The organism is Bradyrhizobium sp. G127, from assembly GCF_021502575.1.
Classification (GTDB): Bacteria; Pseudomonadota; Alphaproteobacteria; order Rhizobiales; family Xanthobacteraceae; genus Afipia.
Genome location: NZ_JAKFGN010000001.1, coordinates 1,156,256 through 1,173,872, shown reverse-complemented (window position 1 = coordinate 1,173,872; position 17,617 = coordinate 1,156,256). Strand labels below are relative to the sequence as shown.

Annotated in this window: 23 protein-coding genes; 15 read left to right on the top strand and 8 right to left on the bottom strand. The window is 61.1% G+C overall.

The window, feature by feature from the left end; translation table 11 throughout:
* Window positions 1-108: 108 nt before the first annotated feature.
* The 4 genes from LVY71_RS05700 to LVY71_RS05685 all read left to right on the top strand — a co-directional run bounded on the left by LVY71_RS05700 (window position 109) and on the right by LVY71_RS05685 (window position 2,765).
* Window positions 109-354 (top strand): hypothetical protein, encoded by a 246-nt coding sequence (locus LVY71_RS05700; protein ID WP_235098844.1) that lies wholly within the window; start codon window positions 109-111, stop codon window positions 352-354.
* A 233-nt stretch (window positions 355-587) separates the two neighbouring features.
* Window positions 588-1,019, top strand: coding sequence for a nuclear transport factor 2 family protein (locus LVY71_RS05695; RefSeq protein WP_235100022.1), 432 nt, complete (start codon window positions 588-590; stop codon window positions 1,017-1,019).
* 261 nt (window positions 1,020-1,280) lie between these two features.
* Entirely contained in the window at window positions 1,281-2,177 is an 897-nt protein-coding gene (locus tag LVY71_RS05690) for a hypothetical protein (RefSeq protein WP_235098843.1), read from the top strand.
* A 171-nt stretch (window positions 2,178-2,348) separates the two neighbouring features.
* Window positions 2,349-2,765, top strand: coding sequence for a hypothetical protein (locus tag LVY71_RS05685; RefSeq protein WP_235098842.1), 417 nt, complete (start codon window positions 2,349-2,351; stop codon window positions 2,763-2,765).
* 369 nt (window positions 2,766-3,134) lie between these two features.
* Here the strand turns inward: LVY71_RS05685 and LVY71_RS05680 are convergent, their stop codons facing one another.
* Together LVY71_RS05680 and LVY71_RS05675 are read right to left on the bottom strand one after the other, a co-directional pair.
* Window positions 3,135-3,614 carry a MaoC family dehydratase gene (locus LVY71_RS05680; protein ID WP_235098841.1) on the bottom strand — a complete coding sequence of 160 codons (480 nt, stop codon included), beginning with the start codon at window positions 3,612-3,614 and terminating at the stop codon, window positions 3,135-3,137.
* A gap of 10 nt (window positions 3,615-3,624) precedes the next feature.
* A complete protein-coding gene (locus LVY71_RS05675; protein WP_235098840.1) occupies window positions 3,625-4,083 on the bottom strand; it encodes a MaoC family dehydratase in 459 nt (152 codons plus the stop codon).
* Between the two features lie 193 nt (window positions 4,084-4,276).
* Between LVY71_RS05675 and LVY71_RS05670 the strand changes: the two genes are divergently transcribed.
* On the top strand, window positions 4,277-4,582 hold the full coding sequence (locus tag LVY71_RS05670; protein WP_235098839.1) for a DUF4282 domain-containing protein: 306 nt from the start codon (window positions 4,277-4,279) through the stop codon (window positions 4,580-4,582).
* A gap of 142 nt (window positions 4,583-4,724) precedes the next feature.
* On the opposite strand, the gene ychF is transcribed toward LVY71_RS05670, so the two are convergent.
* From ychF to LVY71_RS05650, 4 genes are all read right to left on the bottom strand, one after another.
* A complete protein-coding gene (gene ychF / locus LVY71_RS05665) occupies window positions 4,725-5,822 on the bottom strand; it encodes a redox-regulated ATPase YchF (protein WP_235098838.1) in 1,098 nt (365 codons plus the stop codon).
* A 33-nt stretch (window positions 5,823-5,855) separates the two neighbouring features.
* Window positions 5,856-6,461: an aminoacyl-tRNA hydrolase gene (gene pth / locus LVY71_RS05660; protein ID WP_235098837.1), complete on the bottom strand. Its 606-nt coding sequence runs from the start codon at window positions 6,459-6,461 to the stop codon at window positions 5,856-5,858.
* Between the two features lie 172 nt (window positions 6,462-6,633).
* The gene (locus LVY71_RS05655; RefSeq protein WP_235098836.1) at window positions 6,634-7,377 is read right to left on the bottom strand and encodes a 50S ribosomal protein L25/general stress protein Ctc; all 744 of its coding nucleotides are present in this window, start codon (window positions 7,375-7,377) and stop codon (window positions 6,634-6,636) included.
* A gap of 206 nt (window positions 7,378-7,583) precedes the next feature.
* Window positions 7,584-7,814, bottom strand: coding sequence for a hypothetical protein (locus tag LVY71_RS05650; protein WP_235098835.1), 231 nt, complete (start codon window positions 7,812-7,814; stop codon window positions 7,584-7,586).
* 226 nt (window positions 7,815-8,040) lie between these two features.
* Here LVY71_RS05650 and LVY71_RS05645 point away from each other — a divergent pair, with 226 nt between their 5' ends.
* The 3 genes from LVY71_RS05645 to LVY71_RS05635 all read left to right on the top strand — a co-directional run bounded on the left by LVY71_RS05645 (window position 8,041) and on the right by LVY71_RS05635 (window position 10,629).
* Window positions 8,041-8,286 (top strand): hypothetical protein, encoded by a 246-nt coding sequence (locus LVY71_RS05645; protein ID WP_235100021.1) that lies wholly within the window; start codon window positions 8,041-8,043, stop codon window positions 8,284-8,286.
* Window positions 8,287-8,400: 114 nt separating this feature from the next.
* Window positions 8,401-9,495, top strand: a complete 1,095-nt coding sequence (locus LVY71_RS05640; protein ID WP_235098834.1) for an HD domain-containing phosphohydrolase — start codon at window positions 8,401-8,403, stop codon at window positions 9,493-9,495.
* Window positions 9,496-9,630: 135 nt separating this feature from the next.
* Window positions 9,631-10,629 (top strand): Bug family tripartite tricarboxylate transporter substrate binding protein, encoded by a 999-nt coding sequence (locus tag LVY71_RS05635; protein WP_235098833.1) that lies wholly within the window; start codon window positions 9,631-9,633, stop codon window positions 10,627-10,629.
* A 16-nt stretch (window positions 10,630-10,645) separates the two neighbouring features.
* On the opposite strand, the gene LVY71_RS05630 is transcribed toward LVY71_RS05635, so the two are convergent.
* On the bottom strand, window positions 10,646-11,092 hold the full coding sequence (locus tag LVY71_RS05630; RefSeq protein WP_235098832.1) for a tautomerase family protein: 447 nt from the start codon (window positions 11,090-11,092) through the stop codon (window positions 10,646-10,648).
* Window positions 11,093-11,236: 144 nt separating this feature from the next.
* On the opposite strand from LVY71_RS05630, the gene LVY71_RS05625 reads away from it, so the two are divergent.
* The gene (locus LVY71_RS05625) at window positions 11,237-11,716 is read left to right on the top strand and encodes a MarR family winged helix-turn-helix transcriptional regulator (protein WP_235098831.1); all 480 of its coding nucleotides are present in this window, start codon (window positions 11,237-11,239) and stop codon (window positions 11,714-11,716) included.
* A gap of 45 nt (window positions 11,717-11,761) precedes the next feature.
* A complete protein-coding gene (locus LVY71_RS05620; RefSeq protein ID WP_235098830.1) occupies window positions 11,762-12,142 on the top strand; it encodes a tautomerase family protein in 381 nt (126 codons plus the stop codon).
* Between the two features lie 9 nt (window positions 12,143-12,151).
* Here LVY71_RS05620 and LVY71_RS05615 read toward each other — a convergent pair whose 3' ends face one another.
* Entirely contained in the window at window positions 12,152-12,415 is a 264-nt protein-coding gene (locus tag LVY71_RS05615) for an accessory factor UbiK family protein (RefSeq protein ID WP_235098829.1), read from the bottom strand.
* A 122-nt stretch (window positions 12,416-12,537) separates the two neighbouring features.
* Between LVY71_RS05615 and lgt the strand changes: the two genes are divergently transcribed.
* The 5 genes from lgt (at window position 12,538) to LVY71_RS05590 (ending at window position 17,201) form a co-directional block, all read left to right on the top strand.
* The gene (lgt, locus tag LVY71_RS05610) at window positions 12,538-13,389 is read left to right on the top strand and encodes a prolipoprotein diacylglyceryl transferase (RefSeq protein ID WP_235098828.1); all 852 of its coding nucleotides are present in this window, start codon (window positions 12,538-12,540) and stop codon (window positions 13,387-13,389) included.
* A gap of 52 nt (window positions 13,390-13,441) precedes the next feature.
* A complete protein-coding gene (locus tag LVY71_RS05605) occupies window positions 13,442-14,566 on the top strand; it encodes a class I SAM-dependent methyltransferase (RefSeq protein WP_235098827.1) in 1,125 nt (374 codons plus the stop codon).
* Window positions 14,563-15,330, top strand: a complete 768-nt coding sequence (gene pgeF, locus LVY71_RS05600) for a peptidoglycan editing factor PgeF (RefSeq protein WP_235098826.1) — start codon at window positions 14,563-14,565, stop codon at window positions 15,328-15,330. The genes LVY71_RS05605 and pgeF overlap by 4 nt, the downstream gene beginning before the upstream one ends.
* A gap of 152 nt (window positions 15,331-15,482) precedes the next feature.
* Window positions 15,483-16,076, top strand: a complete 594-nt coding sequence (locus LVY71_RS05595) for a hypothetical protein (RefSeq protein WP_235098825.1) — start codon at window positions 15,483-15,485, stop codon at window positions 16,074-16,076.
* Between the two features lie 171 nt (window positions 16,077-16,247).
* On the top strand, window positions 16,248-17,201 hold the full coding sequence (locus LVY71_RS05590) for a ribose-phosphate pyrophosphokinase (RefSeq protein WP_235100020.1): 954 nt from the start codon (window positions 16,248-16,250) through the stop codon (window positions 17,199-17,201).
* Window positions 17,202-17,617 lie beyond the last annotated feature (416 nt).

The window sequence follows — 17,617 nt, the reverse complement described above, 5'->3', positions numbered from 1 at the left end:
CCGCACTCGCTGTGGCTTCGGCGCATCGATCGTCCACCGTCAATGAACTTTTTGGCGACTCCCGCCGACCAAACCGTTGCCGGGCCTCGATCCGGAAACGGGGGCATCATGAAAACAGTCGTTCTCGCTGCGTTAGGGACCCTTGCCGGTCTCATCCTTGGCGCGGCTGTTGGCATCCTGGCTGGAATCGCCTGGATCAATCTGGTGCCAACCCGCGATTTCGAGGGCGAGGCCGCGATGCTGGTATTCTTTACATTTGCGCCGACGGGCAGCGTGCTGGGCGGACTGACCGGCGCGATCGGGGCGGGCGTTCTCGCCGCACGGTCGCGCATCCGTATGGAAGACGACATCTGACGGCCAAGCCTGGCAAGTTGCGCCTATTTTAGGCCGGACGAGACCATGAGCGAATTTTAATCGCCAAACCTGCGTTTTTTACAATTGTGCATTGCAGCAGCGCGTGTTGTCATACGAAATAAAATTGCTATGTAAATCGCAGCAGTGGGAATTCAGCATTCTTGGCTGGGCGTCACAGACGATGCCCTTTTTGCCGTTTGCTGTTCGTTAAAAAGACATTTCAGGACCGCAAGATGACAGAGCATAGCCTCTGGCGCTTTTCGCGTGCGTTTTATCGTGCGCTGAACGAGCGTCAGACTGATCAACTCGAATCGATTCTTGATGACAACATCGACTGGGCAATTTATGGCCCTATCGACATGTTCGCTTTTTTGGGCGCAAGGCATGGCAAGCGGGCCGTTATCGATGTGGTGCGTGAGATTTCCAGCCTCGTGCAACTTCATCGCTTCGACCGCGAATCGCTCATGCTTGGTGAGGAATCGGCGGCCTCACTGATGCGCTATTCACTGACGCCGTCGAAGTCCGGCAATCCGATCAGCGTGCGGGTTGCGCTTTTTGCCCAATTCAAGGGCAATAAACTGACCAGTCTGCGCGCCGTGGTCGATACTTTCGATCTCGTCGAACAGGTACTGGGCCGTCAGATTCATCTGCCGCAGATCGCGTAACGCACCGACGCCTCTCCAGATACCGCCGACCGCTTTCGAAATGCCCCGCCCGCGCGGGGCATTTGTGTATCTGACCAGTCTCTCACTGCTCACAGCAGGTTGAACCGGCGCAGTCACAATTGCGACAAACGCAATTGAAACAAGATCACTGTATTGCCGGAAGATTGAGAGTGGCGCGGCGGTCATGCCCGTGACGCTGAAAGGTGTTATTAACCTGCGTCGTCCCAGATCGAATTGCAAATGCCGCCGGACGGATTGCCAATGACGCCGACCCGACTTCAACCTGAACAATCGCAAGCCTGGAATCGACGGATCGCGCTGACACTCGCAGTGAGCCTGTGCACAGCGTCGGCCTGTTTTGCGCAGACGGTCGACCCGACTTCCGCGCCGGCCACCGAAACCGCCGCCCCCGATTTCGTCGAACCGGCGGACATCGACTGGAGCGTGCTCAATACCGATCCGACATCGGTGTACGAGACGCCTGCGGTGATCGGCCGGAAGCCGAACGTCACGGCGTCAAGCGGCGACCCGTGGTCGTGGAGCCGCGCCGACAAACCGGATGGATCCTCCGCCGTCACCGTCAAGCAGCCGATCACGCCATTCTGGGACACCCGCGTCGGCGCCGACCTCAATGTCACAACCCGGACGCCGACGACGTCTTCGGAAGTTCTTGCCGAGAAGATCGCGCATGACAATCAGCTCTCGCAATCGACGGGCAGTGCATGGGCGTCGATGACCGCGCCCGGCCTCGGCTCGATCTGGGACAAGACTGCGATCGAGGCGCGGACCGATCCGGCGGCCGACCAGAGCAAGTTCGGAACGTCGCTCAGCAAGTCGGTGCCGTTCGGCGGCGACCAGTATTCGCTGACGCTGCAGAACGGATACAACGTCACGCAGCAGACGCTGGTGCCTGTGTTCGGGCTCGGCGCTTCGACACGCATCTTCGAGACCGATCAAACCGCCAAGCTCGGCATCGCCGAAACCGGCACCAGTTTCATCGCCGGACAGACGCATTCCACCGCCGACAACAAATGGCTGCGCCGTGTCGGCGCGGAACAGAAGCTGTTCGGCGGCGTCACCATCACCGGATCGGTGAGCGAGACACCCGAGGGCGTTGCGAACCGAAGCCTGACGGCCGGCTTCAGGCACCAGTGGTAAGTTCCTCTTAACCGGACAGCTACCATTCGGGGCTTTCCCGTTTTGTCCACGGTATGAATCGCCCCCTGCCGCATATTTGCCGCGTTCTGGTCACGATCGGCTGGACACATATACCGCTACTCGTCGTGCGGGGACATCCGCGCTCGCTCACTCCAGCGAAAGGAACAGCCGATGAATGCGCTGCCAGCCGAAAAATCTGAACTGACGGATGAAGACAAGAACCTCGCCGCCGTCTCCGAAGTCGAAGCGGGCATTCGCGACTTCGTCCGCAAGGACGTCGCCTATCTTCGCCGTTCGCCTTCGACCACGCCCGCGACGGAGCCTTCGGCAGACACCTCCGCCGATGCCGCGGTCGGCAGCGTCAACACGCTGATCCATCGCGTGGCAGGAGCCTCGCTTAGCGAAATCGAGAACCTGATCGCCGAACTCGAGGGCCTGCGCACGCTGATGCACAATGAGGGCCAACGCATCCAGCGCGAACTCGCGGGCTACGCCCAGCTCGGCCAGACCGCGATGAAGTCGACCCGGATGATCGCGGACAATCTCGCGCAATGGCGGCGCTCCGCGCCCGAGCCGCGTCAGGACTGAAATTTCCTGAGAGATTCCTGTTGCCGGGCGTGATCTCCGCTCAGGAAATCATGCCGCGGTCACCTCCCGGCAAACTTGTCGCCGCCTCTTCCTGAACGGAGGGGCGGCGAAATTCATTTCACGGCGAATGAACCTGTTTTCACTCTGACACGACCAACGAATTGGCCGGCTACAATCCGCCAACCGATTCAGTGGGACACATCCGTGAAAAATATCAGGACGAGCCAATCCGAACCGCTCGCAGGCAGCGATCAGCGGCCTGAGCTCACAACCATCCTTCTGCGGTTTGTTGTGCTGCTCGCCATTGCGATCGCGATTCTTGCGATCACATGGCGGACATGAGCCTTGACCGGTCCGCGCCGGCCCGCATCACGTTGTCGGCCGCCTCGGAACGAACGCCTTGCCCGTGAAGGAGAACACAAGTTCGCCGCGCTGGTTGATGCCGGTGTTGTGGAATTCAGCGAGACCCCATTGCGGACGCGAGCCCGATGGCCGCAGCGACGACACCTGGGTATCATAGGTCAAGGTATCGCCGGCCAGCACCGGCTTGATCCATTTCATGTTCTCGAATCCGGGCGACGGACCTCCGAGAACGGCCGGCTCGCCGCGCGCCACCTGGGCCTCTGCCTCACGCTTGAAGTCCGCCACGGTCAGCTTCATCCAGGCGGCCGCGACATGCCAACCCGATGCCACGAGCCCGCCGAACGGCGACTTGCGGCCCGCTTCCTCGTCGAGATGAAACGGCTGCGGATCGAATTTCTCGGCGAAGGCTTTGATATTTTCCGGCGTAAAGGTGAATGATCCGAGTTCGCGGCGATCGCCGATCTTCATCTCTTCAAAATACTGCATCACCGAATCCTCAATTGGCGCCGGCCGCGGAGCGCCGCAGCACCATAATCGGAAGCGTGGCGAGCATCAGCGTCTGTCCGGAAGCGTTGCGCATATCGTTCTTGATGCGAACGAAACCGATGTCGGATCGGCTTCGGGACTCTCGGGTGTCAAGAACCTCGACCGAAACCGTCAGATCGTCGCCCGGCCGCAGCGGCGAGAGCCAGCGCACGTCCTCGACGCCCGGCGCACCGGCGGACGCGATGTTGTGGATGAAGCCGTCCCAGCTGATACGCATCAACAGCGCGCACATGTGCCAGCCGGAGCCCGATAGGCCCTTGAGCATCGAGCGATTGGCAGCTTCGTCGTCGAGATGCATCGGCTGGGGATCGAACTCGGAAGCGAACGAAATAATATCTTCGCGCGACACATGGTGGGGGCCGAACGTGCCGAAATGGCCCGGCTTGAAATCTTCGAATGTCAGTTTCATTTTCTCGATCGCATTGTGGACGGGCGCAGTTTGGCCGTTATTTGCGGACACCTCAAGCGGTCCGTTCCGCACTCGCCTTCCGTCCTTTTCGGCGATATGCGACAAACCATCCATCCGGAGCGATTCAGTCTGTGGCTGATTCGCCATCGTTCGCCCGCCGTCGTCCAACCGCGGCTCATCTGGAGAAAAACCCATGTTTCAATTCCAGGATCTCTTCCAGTGGGACAGGTTCATCACGCCCACCATCATCAAGGCGTTCTACTGGCTGGTGATCGCGCTGATCATCCTGTTCGGCATCTCCGGCATATTCTCTGCGCTGACGCTGATGGCCGTCAGCCCGTTCGGCGGCTTCGTCCTGCTGCTGTCGGCGCTCGCGGGAATCGTCGTGGGAATCATCTTCTCACGCATCAGCGCCGAACTGATTTTGATCGTGTTCCGGATCAACGAGCACCTCGGTGCGATCCGCGACCAAGGCCGCGAGCAGGGACGGCAGTTTTAAGCGACGCTTTCCTTCTGCCGTCACCCTGAGGTGCCGTAGCGCAGCGAAGGCCTCGAAGGGTGACGGCTACAATATTGATCCGCCATCCTTCGAGGCTCGCAAGGGCCTCGCACCCCAGGATGACGGATACAACCTCCTGAGTTCAATTATTAAATCGGAAGTGCATCACGTCGCCGTCGGCGACGATGTATTCCTTGCCTTCCAGCCGTAGCTTGCCGGCGTCGCGCGCGCCGGCTTCGCCGCCAAGCGACACGTAATCGTCATAGGCAATCGTCTCGGCGCGGATGAAGCCCTTCTCGAAATCGGTGTGGATCACACCGGCCGCCGCAGGCGCCTTGGTGCCCTTGGTGATGGTCCAGGCACGGGCCTCCTTGGGACCGACCGTGAAGTAAGTGATGAGATGCAGCAGTTCGTAACCGGCGCGGATCAGGCGGTCGAGACCGGCCTCTTCCAGCCCCAGCGTCTCAAGGAAATCGACGCGCTCGGCACGTGACAGCGTCGCGATCTCGGATTCGATCTTGGCCGAAATCACCACTGCGACCGCGCCCTCCTTCTTGGCATGTTCGAACACCGCCTGCGAGAATGCATTGCCGGTGGCGGCGGAGCCTTCCTCGACGTTGCAGACGTAAAGCACGGGCTTCGACGTCAGGAGACCGAGCATGCGGAAGGCGCGCTCCTCCTCCGGCTTTCGTTCGAGAAATCGCGCCGGCCTTCCTTCGCGCAGCAGCTTCAGCGAACGCTCAACCAGTTCGAGCTGCTCCTTGGCTTCCTTGTCATTGCCCTTGGCTTTCTTGCCGAGGTTGTCGACGCGTTTCTCCAGGCTGTCGAGATCGGCCAGCATCAGTTCGGTCTCGATGGTCTCGATGTCAGCGAGCGGCGCGATCTTGCCCTCGACATGAGTGATGTCGGAGTCCTCGAAGCAGCGCACCACATGCGCCACCGCATCAACCTCGCGGATGGTCGCGAGAAACTGGTTGCCGAGTCCCTCACCTTTCGACGCGCCCTTCACAAGGCCCGCGATGTCCACGAAGGTCAGCTGGGTCGGGATGATAGTCTGCGACTTGGCGATCTCGCACAGTTTTTCAAGACGCGGGTCCGGCACGGCCACTGCTCCGACATTCGGCTCAATGGTGCAGAACGGATAGTTCGCCGCCTGCGCCGCCGCCGTTTCCGTCAGCGCGTTGAACAGTGTGGACTTGCCGACATTGGGCAGTCCGACGATGCCGCATTTGAAACCCATGATCTGTCCTGAATTTTCCGAACGATGCGCAAACTATCCTGCGCCGCCGTCGTCCTTTGATGTGAATCCCTTTGCATCCATCGCAAGATGCACCTTGTTTGCAAACGACGCGTCCTGTCCGGTGACAAGAAACGCGGCGTTGTCGGCAACCGCTTCGCACAACGCTCTTACCCAAGGCATTTCGCTTTTGGCGAAATCGGACAAAACGTGCTGATGCACCAGATCCTTGACGCCGGGATGCCCGACGCCGAGCCGGACGCGGCGATAGTCGTTGCCGACATGCGCGGAGATCGAGCGCAACCCGTTGTGTCCCGCGATACCGCCGCCGACCTTGACGCGCAGCTTCGCGGGCGGCAGTTCGATCTCGTCGTGGAACACCGTAATGTCGCCGACGCCCATCTTGAAGAACTTCGTAGCTTCGCCAACAGCGTTGCCCGACTCATTCATGTAAGTCGTGGGCTTCAGCAGAATGACGCGCCCATTGCCGAGATTGCCTTCGGAGGTCTCGCCCTGAAAGCGACGGCGCCACGGACCAAATCCGTGACGCCGTGCGATTTCATCGACAGCCATGAACCCGATATTGTGCCGGTTGCCCTGATACTTCGCGCCGGGGTTCCCCAGTCCGACGAACAGGCGCATGACCTAATGTCCCGAATCCGAAGTTCGTTTGATTTCGCAGCATCTTCCGAGCGAACTTCGGATTCGAAAGGACACTAGGCAATTATAAATTCTGGTGGAGTTTAGGATTTGACATTCGCGTGCGAACGTCAAATCCACTCCACCAGGTTCTCTTGGTTTACGTCTTGGCCGCTTACTTCTTCTTGTCGGCAGCGGGCTTCGCCGCAGCAGCGGCGGGAGCCTTGCCGCCAGCCGCAGGCGCTTTCGCACCGGCCGCAGCAGCAGGAGCCGCAGCGCCGGCCGCAGGAGCCGCACCGGCCGCAGGAGCGGCGCCGCCGGCAGCCGCAGCAGCGGCCTTCAGTTCTTCGTTGTAACCCGATGGCGGAACGATCGTAACCAGCGTCGCATCGTCACGCGTCAGCAGCTTGACGCCCGGCGGCAGCTTGATGTCGGTGATGTGCAGCGAGCTCGCGATATCGAGCTTGCCGACATCGGCTTCGAGATATTGCGGGATGTTATCCGCAGGCACTTCGAGGTCGATGGAGTGGGTCACGATGTTGACCGTGCCACCGCGCTTCACGCCCGGCGCGGTTTCCGCGTTCAGCACGTGCAGCGGAACGCTGACGCGGATCTTGGAGCCTTCGCCGAGGCGCAGGAAATCCACATGCAGCGGGAAGTCGCGCACCGGATCGAGGCTGAAGTCACGCGGAATCACGCGATGCTTCTTGCCGTCCAGTTCGATGTCATGAATCGTCGTCAGAAAACGCCCGGCCTGAATGCGCAGGCGCAATTCAGCATCGTCGAGCGAGATGGTCAGCGGGGGCTGGTTGTTGCCATAGATCACTGCCGGGATACGGCCAGCGCGACGTTCAGCCCGGGCGGCCCCCTTGCCGGCCTTCGGACGAGCGGTCGCCTTCAATTCCTTGACGGTCGCCATTGTTGAGTTCCTTAAGCTTTAAAAGTGAAGGGCCGCAAAGCGGCCCGGTTTTACGTCGCGGCAAGCCTCCAGGGGTGCGGGGGCCGCGGACGTGGCGGGTTCTTAGCCCCAAAGGACCCGAAACACAAGAAAATCAGGGAATTTTATCGCCAGTTTTAGGCCCGGACGACGGCTTGAAGGACGGAAGCTGTGACCGCCGGGGGCGTCTATTCCGCGGCCTGGGCCCGGTTCGCATCCGGAAAAACCGGCCGATTTGCCGAAGCCGAGCCGGTATCGACGGACTGTCCCGCCAGCCAGTCTTCGGAGTCCGCGAGCGCCCGTAAGGCGTCGCATTTGCGGAGCAGCGACGCACGCTCATGATCGTCCGGAGCGGATGCGGCGGCGTCTTCGCAGCGGGCGGCCCATTCGCGCAATTCTGCGGAGGTGTTGTTGATCATGGGAGTTTCCGTTTCCTGGAAAAGACCACGCTTTTCCAAACTCCACTATGCCATTCAAATCAAACCAACACAAGACATAAGCCATTGAAACAACTGTAGTTTTTTACTAATTTGGTGACTCCGGAGGGAAATGGGGAACTTTGGCCGAATGAGTGAGTTGAGTAATTTACTCACCTTTTCCCAAAGGCGTTTGGAATGTTCCGGACGACCGACACAGGAGGCCAAAATGAGCGATTTGCGCGGCGAGCGCCTGCAAATCATGCTTTCGCCTGAAGAACTTTCCGCGGTGGACGATTTCCGGTTCAAACACCGGATGCCGACGCGCGCCGCCGCCGTGCGCGAGCTGCTGAAGCTCGGCTTGGCGTCCGCTGAGATCGTGACCGGCGCGGGAATGAAATCCAGCAACTATGGTGTCCTTGGCCGCAGCACGATCGGGCGGCGCGAGGGCGAAGGACCGGACGGCGCGGAATAAACAATTTGGCGCTCCCTGGACGGAACTCATTAAGGATAGCCGTTAAGGGTCGGGAACCGGTTTTTCGCTACACGTGTGGGGTGCATATCTACCAAACGCCCCGCAGAGGACGAAATGGCTGCCTTGGCAGAACTTCCGCAAACGACAAGACGTCTGCTGCTCGCATCCGATTGCGACGATCACAGCGACGATCTCGCACGCATCTTGAAAAATGCGGGCAGCGTGGAAGCCATCTCGATTCACGACCTGCCCGATCATCCTGCGAGCGATTTCGCCGGCGTGATCGTCGACATCGATCTGACATCCGCGGCCACGGTGCAACGTGTCCGCAGCAAGCTCACCCGCGAGCCTTATCAGGCATTGCCCCGGCTCTTCGTACTGGCGGACTCGCTGCATCATGGACCGACGCAGGCTTGGGCGCTCGGCGCCACCGATACAATCTCGCGCCCGCTCGACCCGGAAAGCATCCTGCACCGCATTCGCCAGGTGTTTCCGGATATGCCGGAGGATGAGCGCACCGCCGACGCGCGAATCCTGAGCAACGGCGTCACCGCTGCGCTTGTCGTAATGTCCAAGATTTTCCGGCGGCTGCCGGCCGGCATTCCGCTGACCATCGCGGACGTGATGGAAGCGGAGATGCAGATTCTGCGCGCGCTGAAACGCTGTTCGCTGCGGCAATGGCTGATCGCCATCAACAAGCATCACAACAGAAGCTATCGCCATACCCTGCATGTCACCGGCTACGCCGTAGCCTTCGCACAGCATCTTTGCATGCGCGAGGAGGATCAGCGCCGGCTGACCCGCGCGGCGTTACTGCATGACGTCGGCAAGGCATTCATTCCGGTGCCGATCCTCGACAAGAAGGGGCGGCTGACCGACGAGGAGATCAGCGTCCTCGCCCAGCACACCCGGCTAGGCTACAACGCGCTGAGGGAGCAGCGCGGATTTCCCAGCGAGGTTCTCGACGTCGCGCTGCATCATCACGAAATGCTCGATGGCACCGGCTATCCGGAAGGCCTTCACGGATCGCGCATCAGCGACATCGTTCGCATCATCACGCTGGTGGACACTTACGCCTCGCTGCTCGAACCCGACGCCGAAACGTCGGCGATGTCGCCGGAGCAGGCCTTCGCGATCATGGAATTGATGGACAATAAGCTCGACGGCGCGCTGCGGCAGGCGTTCCGTCCGGTCGCGCTGGGACTTTAAGCGTCCCTCGATTTGACAACACCGGACAGCTTTTACCAAGCGGTTGATTTTGTCCCCCTCCCGCGATGAGATGCAATTATACTTCATCGAGACCAAGCGGCCGGCAATGCATCGGACGCGCCGGGAGGATTCGCAATGCCGTTCGACAGCACGCTGACGCGCCGTTCGCTGATGACTGCCGGCGCTGCAATTGGCGCAAGTCTCGCGACGTCCGTTCGTTTGTTCGCGCAGGCGGCCTATCCGGCACGGCCGGTCCACCTCATCGTTCCCTACGCAGCGGGCGGCGGCACCGATTTCTTCGCGCGGCTCGTTGCAACGTCAATGAGCGCCACGCTCGGCCAGCAGATCGTGGTGGAGAACCGCCCGGGCGCCGGCACACAGATCGGTGCCGAGACGGCGGCGAAAGCCGATCCCGACGGCTACACATTCCTGCTCGGTGACACCTCGACTTATGCCTCGAACAGCAGTCTGTACCAGAAACTGAGCTACGATCCGCAAAAGGATTTCGCGCCGATCTCGCTGACGGGACGCTTCGCCATTGTGCTGCTGGTCAACACCGACAAGCTCAATGTCGCTTCGGTAAAGGACCTGATCGCGGCCGCAAAGAAAGCGCCCGGCAGTATCGACTATGCCAGCGCCGGCGTCGGCTCGCCGTTTCATCTGGCGGCGGAACTGTTCGCGCAGTCGGCGAGCCTCAAGCTCAACCACGTTCCTTACAAGGGCGCAGGACCGGCCTTGCAGGATCTCGCGGGCGGACAGATCGGCATGATGTTCGTCGATTTCGCCAGCGCGCGCTCGCAACTCAGCCTGAAATCAATCAAGGCAATCGGGGTCTGCTCGCCGGGTGAATTTTATGGCCTGCCCGGCGTGCCAGCAGTTGCGGTCGACGTCCCGGGCTTCGAGGCGTGGGCATGGCAGGGCTTTTCAGCACCAGCCAAGGTTCCGCAGGACATCACCGCAAGATTGCGGGACGCCTATCTGAAGGCGGTCAACGATCCCGAGATCAAGCAGAAGCTGATCGCCGCCGGTATCGACCCGCTGCAAAGCGAACCACAGGAGATGGCGGCCTATATCGCGGCCGAGACGGCGAAGTGGCAGAAGGTCATCAAGACCGCCGGCATCAAACTGGACTAGCCGTCCCGCATACGCCTCAGATATTGACGCCCGCACCGGCGAGCTGTGCCTGTTTCTCCGCCGTGATAGCCTTGTGCCATTCCACCTCTGCGCCGGGCTCCGGCAGGAAACGGCCGAACTCGATCATCTGCGGCGCATCCATATCCTGAATGTAAAACCAGACGTCTTCAGCGCCCACGCCTGCGATTGTACCAACCTTGCCGGCGGCCTCGCCCATCAGCTTCCGCTTCACCTCCAGCGCGCGGCCGGAGCGAATGATGCCGTGCACGAAAACATGGGAATGGGAATTCAGCTTTCCGCCGATGAAATGGTCGCCGCTGTCGATCGCGCGGAAGATCACCTGGGCAAAGAACGCCGGCGCGCCGGTGCTGGCATGGTGAACCGCCGTGATCGCCTCGGCAATCCCGGCTTTCTGCGCCGCCGAAAGCGACAGGTTGGCGGTGGTCACGGTGTAGGTTGGCATCTCTTCCTCCTGATTGACCGCGGGCGCAAACATATGCCCCCGGCTCCGCGCCAAACTACATAAAATAGATGCATATGCAATCTTATTCGTTGTACATGCATCGAATTCTCGATACCATCCGGCATCCACTTCCTGGCAAAGACCATGTTCACCGATTGCTACTGCACCCAATTCCGCCGCTCGTCCCGGGCTCTGACCCGCCTGTACGACGCCGCACTCAAGGATCACGGCATCCGCATCACCCAGTTTTCGCTGCTGCGTGCGCTGCGCCGGCTTGGAGGGGCGGCGACGTTCAGCGAACTCGCTGAGGAAGTCGTACTCGACACCACCACCATCTCGCGGAACGTCAAAGTTCTGGCAGCCGCGGGTTGGGTCCACTTTCAAGGCACCGACGACGGCCGGGAGAAAAAGATTCGCCTGAGCAGCGCCGGAGCACGAAAGATCGATACAGCCGCCGCTAGCTGGCAGGTTGCGCAGGACCAGATCCTGTCATCGGCCAAGGAGATTTTTGCCACCCGCAAAGGCGATCCGTTGATTCACACCCTCGAAAAACTCCAGGCATTGTCGGGGCCGGCCGAAATTGAAGAGCGGGCCATCAAACGAACCAAGCGTGGGAAAACCTGACGCTGGCCGCGGATATCAATTCATCGTCCACATGGAGACAATGTCATGCCGTTCGTACGTATCGATCTCGCCAAGGGAAAGCCGGCCGAGCACCGCAAGGCCATCGGCGAAGTCATCTACAAGGCGATGACGGACACGATCAACGTACCCGCTGACGACAAATTTCAGGTCATTACCGAACACGCTGCCGAGGAACTGAATTTTCCGGTGAGCTATCTTGGCATCGAATACAGCAAGGACATTGTCTTCATTCAGATCACGCTCAATGCCGGCCGCACCGTCGATATGAAAAAGGCGTTTTACAAGCGCATCGCCGACGACCTGCACACACAGCTCAAAATCCGACGCGAGGACGTTTTCATTAATCTGGTGGAAGTGGCCAAGGAAAACTGGTCGTTCGGCAACGGTATCGCGCAGTACGCGTGATGCCGCCCCTTACGTCTCCGCGACAGGGCCGATCTTCTTCTCCAGCGCCGCGATGCGCGTCTTCAGCGCCTCGTTCTCCTCACGGGCGAGGCGCGCCATATCCTTCACGGCTTCGAATTCTTCCCGTTTGACGAGATCGAGATCGCGCAGGATGCGCTCGGCCTGGCTGCGGATGACGGTTTCCACCTCGCGCTTGACGCCCTGAGCCGCGCCGGTGGCGTCATTCATCAGGCGCGCGATTTCGTCAAAAAAGCGGTTGCTGGTCTGGGTCATCGTCAAAACTCCGAGGGCCGATTGCCGTCTATAACCTGCCCAGACAATGGTGATAGCGTTGCCGTGACGCAAGATGTAAGACACGGCAAGATTAAGGACTTCTGCCGGAAATCGTCCTGCCCATGCTGCTCACCATCGCCTTTCCCCTGTTCGACCCCATCGCCATCGCCATCGGGCCGATCGCGATCCGCTGGTACGCGCTGGCCTATATCGGCGGCATCGTGCTGGGCTGGATGTATGCGCGCAGGATCATCCGCAGCGAGCGGCTGTGGGGCGGCAAGGCCCCGTTTACCGTACTGGATTTCGACGACTTCATCCTCTGGGTAACACTCGGCATCATCCTCGGCGGCCGCTCCGGTTATGTGCTGTTCTACAATCTCGGGTTCTTCGCGCAGCATCCCGCGGAAATCTTCAAGCTGTGGACCGGCGGCATGTCGTTCCACGGCGGATTCATCGGCTGTGTGATCGCCGTGCTGCTGTTCGGCTGGAAACGCAAGATTTCGGTGCTGTCGCTCGGCGACGTCACCTGCGCAGTGGGACCCATCGGCCTCCTGCTCGGCCGCCTAGCGAATTTCATCAACAGCGAATTGTGGGGCCGTCACGCCGACGCCAGCGTGCCGTGGGCGATGGTGTTCCCGAACGGCGGCCCCCTGCCGCGCCATCCAAGCCAGCTTTACGAAGCAGGCCTCGAAGGCATCGTGCTGTTCATCCTGCTGGCGCTGCTGATCAAGGGTGGCGCGCTGAAGCGGCCGGGATTTATCATCGGCGCATTCGCCACATTCTACGGGATGGCCCGCATCACCAGCGAATTTTTCCGCGAGCCCGATCCGCAGCTTGGATTCCTGTGGGGCGGGCTGACGATGGGAATGCTATTGTCGGTTCCCATGATCCTCGCCGGCCTTGCGTTCATCATCGCGGCATGGCGGCGCAGCCCGCGAGCGGGGCATGAAGAAGAGGCGTCGCAGGCGTCATAATATCGTAAGGTTATATTCGCGCGCTCGATTCTGATGTCTTTGAAAGATTGCCGTGTCCAATTACTCGCCGCTCGAGACCATTATCCGAAAGCAAATCGCCGCCACCGGCCCGATGCCGGTGTCGCGCTACATGCAGATTTGCCTGACGCATCCCGAATACGGCTACTACCTCAAGCGCGATCCGCTCGGCCGCGATGGCGACTTCATCACCGCGCCTGAAATCAGCCAGATGTTCGGCGAACTGGTCGGACTGTGGGCGGCATCGGTGTGGAATGCGATGCGCATGCCGCAGGAGGTCAAGTTCATCGAACTCGGGCCCGGCCGCGGCACCATGATGGCGGACGCGCTGCGCGCGGTGCGGATTCTTCCGGCATTCCACGAGGCGATCAGCGTGCATCTGGTCGAGGCGAGTCCGACGCTGCGCGCCAAGCAGCGCGAGAAACTGGCTGATGCCGCGCATGTGGAATGGTATGACAGCATCGACGACGTTCCCGAGGGGCCGGCTATCATCCTCGCCAACGAATTCTTCGATGCGCTGCCGATCCATCAGGCGGTCAAGCAGGACGACGGCTGGCACGAGCGTGTTATCGAAATCGATGACGATATTCTCGCCTATGGCATCGCCAGGGACCCTATGCCTCGTTTCGAGGTCTTGCTGCCGCCGGTGGTGCGCGCCGCACCGAACGGCGCGATCTTCGAATGGCGCCCCGACAACCAGATCATCACCATCGCGCGGCGCCTGCGCGATCAGGGCGGCGCAGCGCTGATTATCGACTATGGCCATCTGCGCAGCGACGCCGGCGATACCTTTCAGGCGATCGCCCGGCACAACTACACCAATCCGCTGAAGAACGCGGGCCTTGCCGACCTCACCGCCCATGTCGACTTTCAGGCACTGGCCCGCGCCGCAGAGGATGTCGGCGCCCGCGCCCATGGTCCGGTTGAGCAAGGCGCGTTCCTCAACCGGCTCGGCATCGAGACCCGCGCCCAGGCGCTGTCGAAGAACGCATCGGAAGACGGCGCAAAGGCCATCGCCGCCGCGCTGAAGCGCCTCACCGGCCCGAGTCCCGAGGGCATGGGCTCGCTGTTCAAGGTGCTCGGCGTGTCACATCCCGATATCGAAACGCTGGCAGCCTTGTCCGATCAGGGATCATCCAGCGGAGCAGCAAAATCATGACGTTTGCATCGCCGCGGCTGTCGGCCATTTCCGGCCTGCGCCACGCGTTCTTCACGCGAGAAGGCGGCGTGTCTGGCGGCATTTACGCAAGCCTCAACGGCGGGGTCGGCTCGGACGATGATCCTGCGCATGTGACCGAGAACCGCCGCCGCATGGCGGAGCATCTCGGCGTGCAGCCGGCCCAGTTCCTCACCGTGTTCCAGATTCATTCGCCGGCTGTCGCCGTCGCCGCCGCACCATGGGACACAGCCTCGCGGCCGCGCGCAGATGCGATGGTGACGACAATTCCCGGTCTTGCCCTCGGCGTCACCGCCGCCGATTGCGGACCGATCTTGTTTGCCGATCCGGCGGCCAGAGTGATCGGCGCAGCCCATGCCGGATGGAAGGGCGCGTTCAGCGGCGTGCTGGAGAACACGATTGCGACGATGGAAACTCTTGGTGCGTCGCGCAGCGGTATCATCGCCGCCATCGGTCCGCTGATCCGCCAGCAGAGTTACGAAGTCGGCGCGGAATTCGTCGCGCGTTTCACCGAGACCGACAAAGAGAACGCACGCTTCTTCGTGCCGTCTTCCCGTGCCGATCATGCTATGTTCGATCTCGCGAACTATATCCGGCAGCGGCTGGAGTGCGCCGGCATCCGGACGATCGACGATACCGGCGTCGACACCTACGCGGACGAACGGCTGTTCAGCTATCGCCGTTCGGTTCACCGCAAGGAGCCGGACTACGGCCGCAACATCCACGCCATCGTGCTGGAAGCCTAGCCGTGCATAAATCTTGTGATCGCGCCGCCACCGCTCTGCCCTAGACCTTAACGCATTTTAACGGTATCGCTCATCCGGCCAAGCGGCGCATCAGATGTCCGCGGGACAGGGATTTGGGGATGGCGTCGCGTATGAATTCCGGACTGCGCGCAATGAGCTGGACGCTGCTGCGCCGCCTGCGGCTGCCGGCGCTATTTGCCGTCTTGTGCGTCACCGCAGGATGCGCGGGCGGCGGCACGATGCAGGTGTCTACCGGGCAGTCCTTCGGCCCCACCGTCGCATTCGAATCCGTCGACGGCCCGCCGCCCCAAGCGTTCGACCGTCTGGTGCGTGCACTGGAGGCGGAATCCGGGGCCCGCAGCTTCACCATCGTCTCGCGCGAGGCACCCGCATCATACCGCATCCGCAGCTATCTCTCGGCGCAGGTCCGGCGCGGCCGGACCGTGATCGCCTGGGTCTGGGACGTCTACGACCGCGATCAGCAACGGGCTGTCCGCCTCAGTGGCGAGGAATCCGGCGGCAAGGCTGGTCGCGATGCCTGGGCCATGGCGGACGACCAATTGATGCGCCGAATCGCGCTTTCCGGACTGAATGGCCTCAACGGTCTGATCAACGGGAGCGCCCCGGCGCAGGATGACCCAGCCCCGTCCGCACCGCGTTCCGGCCCTGCCATCGCGCAAACGGACGAGAATCGGCCTGAATCGGCCTCCGGACAAATGCAGGCGCTGGCTTTCAGCGCCCATTAACGATGCCCAGGCGGCGAGACGCCTGTTTTTGCAGGAAAACGCAAGGCTCCGTATTGCCAGCCTCGTTCGGTCCTTGTTATCACGCGCCTGCGAAGGCGAAGGTAACGGGTTCCATAGGCGGCTGACATTATGTTGAAAAGCGTTTCCCCCACATCGCGAGGAGAGGCTGCAATTTCAGCTAAGAATGGCTCCATCAAACTGGTCGCCGGCAATTCGAACCCCGAATTGGCCACGGCGATCGCGTCGTGGCTCAACCTGCCGATGACGAAGGCGAGCGTGCGCCGGTTCGCCGACATGGAAGTGTTCGTCGAGATTCAGGAAAACGTGCGCGGCTCGGATGTCTTCATCATCCAGTCGACCTCGTATCCCGCCAACGACCACCTGATGGAATTGCTGATCATCACCGATGCGCTGCGCCGCGCCTCCGCGCGCCGCATCACCGCTGTGATCCCCTATTTCGGTTACGCCCGGCAGGACCGCAAAGCCGGACCGCGCACGCCGATCTCCGCCAAGCTGGTCGCCAATCTCATTACCCATGCCGGCGCCGACCGCGTAATGACTCTCGATCTTCACGCCGGACAGATCCAGGGCTTCTTCGATATTCCCACCGACAATCTCTACGCCTCGCCGGTGATGGTGCGCGACATCAAGGACAAGTTCGACCTCGCCAACGTCATGGTGGTGTCCCCCGACGTCGGCGGCGTGGTCCGCGCCCGCGGCCTTGCCAAGCGCATCAACGCGCCGCTGGCCATCATCGACAAGCGTCGCGAGCGCGCCGGCGAGTCCGAAGTCATGAACGTGATCGGCGACGTCGCCGGATACACCTGCATTCTGGTCGACGACATCGTCGACTCCGGCGGCACGTTGGTGAATGCTGCCGACGCCCTGCTCGCCAATGGCGCGAAGGACGTCTACGCCTACATCACCCACGGCGTTCTCTCCGGCGGAGCGGTAGCCCGCATCACCTCCTCGCGGCTCAAGGAACTGGTCATCACCGACTCGATTCAGCCGACCGAGGCCATGCGCAAGGCGCCCAACATCCGTGTGCTGTCGATCGCCTCCCTGATCGGCGAAGCCATCGGCCGCACCGCATCCGAAGAATCGGTGTCCAGCCTGTTCGACTGATCTGTCGAGCTTCAAATATTTTTTGCTCGCCTTCCCCGCGCAATTCACGCGCCCGACTCGCCCCCCGCGAATCCGATTCCGTTTTGTTCTCACGTCAACGACCAACGCTGCTCGCGCGATTGCGCGATAAGCATATGGGCTGACTCAGGAATTGCCATGCGCGACGCAAAACCAAGCGCCGCGGTCAACGGCCGCGCTTAATCTGTTGAAGAGTCTTAAAATTAATCCATTGCCTGTGGACGGGATTCGCGGCGGCGTTGCGCAGATTCCGCAAATCACCGATCAATCTTGTTACAAGGTTGCCGTTGCGGCGCACGACACAAAGACCGGGTCGTTATGATCGTAAACGGAGAACTTGCAGCGACAGTCATCGCTCGTTCTTTGCGTTTCGTTCGGCGTTTCACATCCCATACCAA

Excerpts from the sequence above, each read along its gene's own strand:
- LVY71_RS05700 (WP_235098844.1), top strand. The coding sequence starts at position 109 with ATGAAAACAGTCGTTCTCGCTGCGTTAGGGACCCTTGCCGGTCTCATC.
- LVY71_RS05695 (WP_235100022.1), top strand. The coding sequence starts at position 588 with ATGACAGAGCATAGCCTCTGGCGCTTTTCGCGTGCGTTTTATCGTGCG.
- LVY71_RS05690 (WP_235098843.1), top strand. The coding sequence starts at position 1,281 with ATGACGCCGACCCGACTTCAACCTGAACAATCGCAAGCCTGGAATCGA.
- LVY71_RS05685 (WP_235098842.1), top strand. The coding sequence starts at position 2,349 with ATGAATGCGCTGCCAGCCGAAAAATCTGAACTGACGGATGAAGACAAG.
- LVY71_RS05680 (WP_235098841.1), bottom strand. The coding sequence starts at position 3,614 with ATGCAGTATTTTGAAGAGATGAAGATCGGCGATCGCCGCGAACTCGGA.
- LVY71_RS05675 (WP_235098840.1), bottom strand. The coding sequence starts at position 4,083 with ATGAAACTGACATTCGAAGATTTCAAGCCGGGCCATTTCGGCACGTTC.
- LVY71_RS05670 (WP_235098839.1), top strand. The coding sequence starts at position 4,277 with ATGTTTCAATTCCAGGATCTCTTCCAGTGGGACAGGTTCATCACGCCC.
- ychF (WP_235098838.1), bottom strand. The coding sequence starts at position 5,822 with ATGGGTTTCAAATGCGGCATCGTCGGACTGCCCAATGTCGGCAAGTCC.
- pth (WP_235098837.1), bottom strand. The coding sequence starts at position 6,461 with ATGCGCCTGTTCGTCGGACTGGGGAACCCCGGCGCGAAGTATCAGGGC.
- LVY71_RS05655 (WP_235098836.1), bottom strand. The coding sequence starts at position 7,377 with ATGGCGACCGTCAAGGAATTGAAGGCGACCGCTCGTCCGAAGGCCGGC.
- LVY71_RS05650 (WP_235098835.1), bottom strand. The coding sequence starts at position 7,814 with ATGATCAACAACACCTCCGCAGAATTGCGCGAATGGGCCGCCCGCTGC.
- LVY71_RS05645 (WP_235100021.1), top strand. The coding sequence starts at position 8,041 with ATGAGCGATTTGCGCGGCGAGCGCCTGCAAATCATGCTTTCGCCTGAA.
- LVY71_RS05640 (WP_235098834.1), top strand. The coding sequence starts at position 8,401 with ATGGCTGCCTTGGCAGAACTTCCGCAAACGACAAGACGTCTGCTGCTC.
- LVY71_RS05635 (WP_235098833.1), top strand. The coding sequence starts at position 9,631 with ATGCCGTTCGACAGCACGCTGACGCGCCGTTCGCTGATGACTGCCGGC.
- LVY71_RS05630 (WP_235098832.1), bottom strand. The coding sequence starts at position 11,092 with ATGCCAACCTACACCGTGACCACCGCCAACCTGTCGCTTTCGGCGGCG.
- LVY71_RS05625 (WP_235098831.1), top strand. The coding sequence starts at position 11,237 with ATGTTCACCGATTGCTACTGCACCCAATTCCGCCGCTCGTCCCGGGCT.
- LVY71_RS05620 (WP_235098830.1), top strand. The coding sequence starts at position 11,762 with ATGCCGTTCGTACGTATCGATCTCGCCAAGGGAAAGCCGGCCGAGCAC.
- LVY71_RS05615 (WP_235098829.1), bottom strand. The coding sequence starts at position 12,415 with ATGACCCAGACCAGCAACCGCTTTTTTGACGAAATCGCGCGCCTGATG.
- lgt (WP_235098828.1), top strand. The coding sequence starts at position 12,538 with ATGCTGCTCACCATCGCCTTTCCCCTGTTCGACCCCATCGCCATCGCC.
- pgeF (WP_235098826.1), top strand. The coding sequence starts at position 14,563 with ATGACGTTTGCATCGCCGCGGCTGTCGGCCATTTCCGGCCTGCGCCAC.
- LVY71_RS05595 (WP_235098825.1), top strand. The coding sequence starts at position 15,483 with ATGAGCTGGACGCTGCTGCGCCGCCTGCGGCTGCCGGCGCTATTTGCC.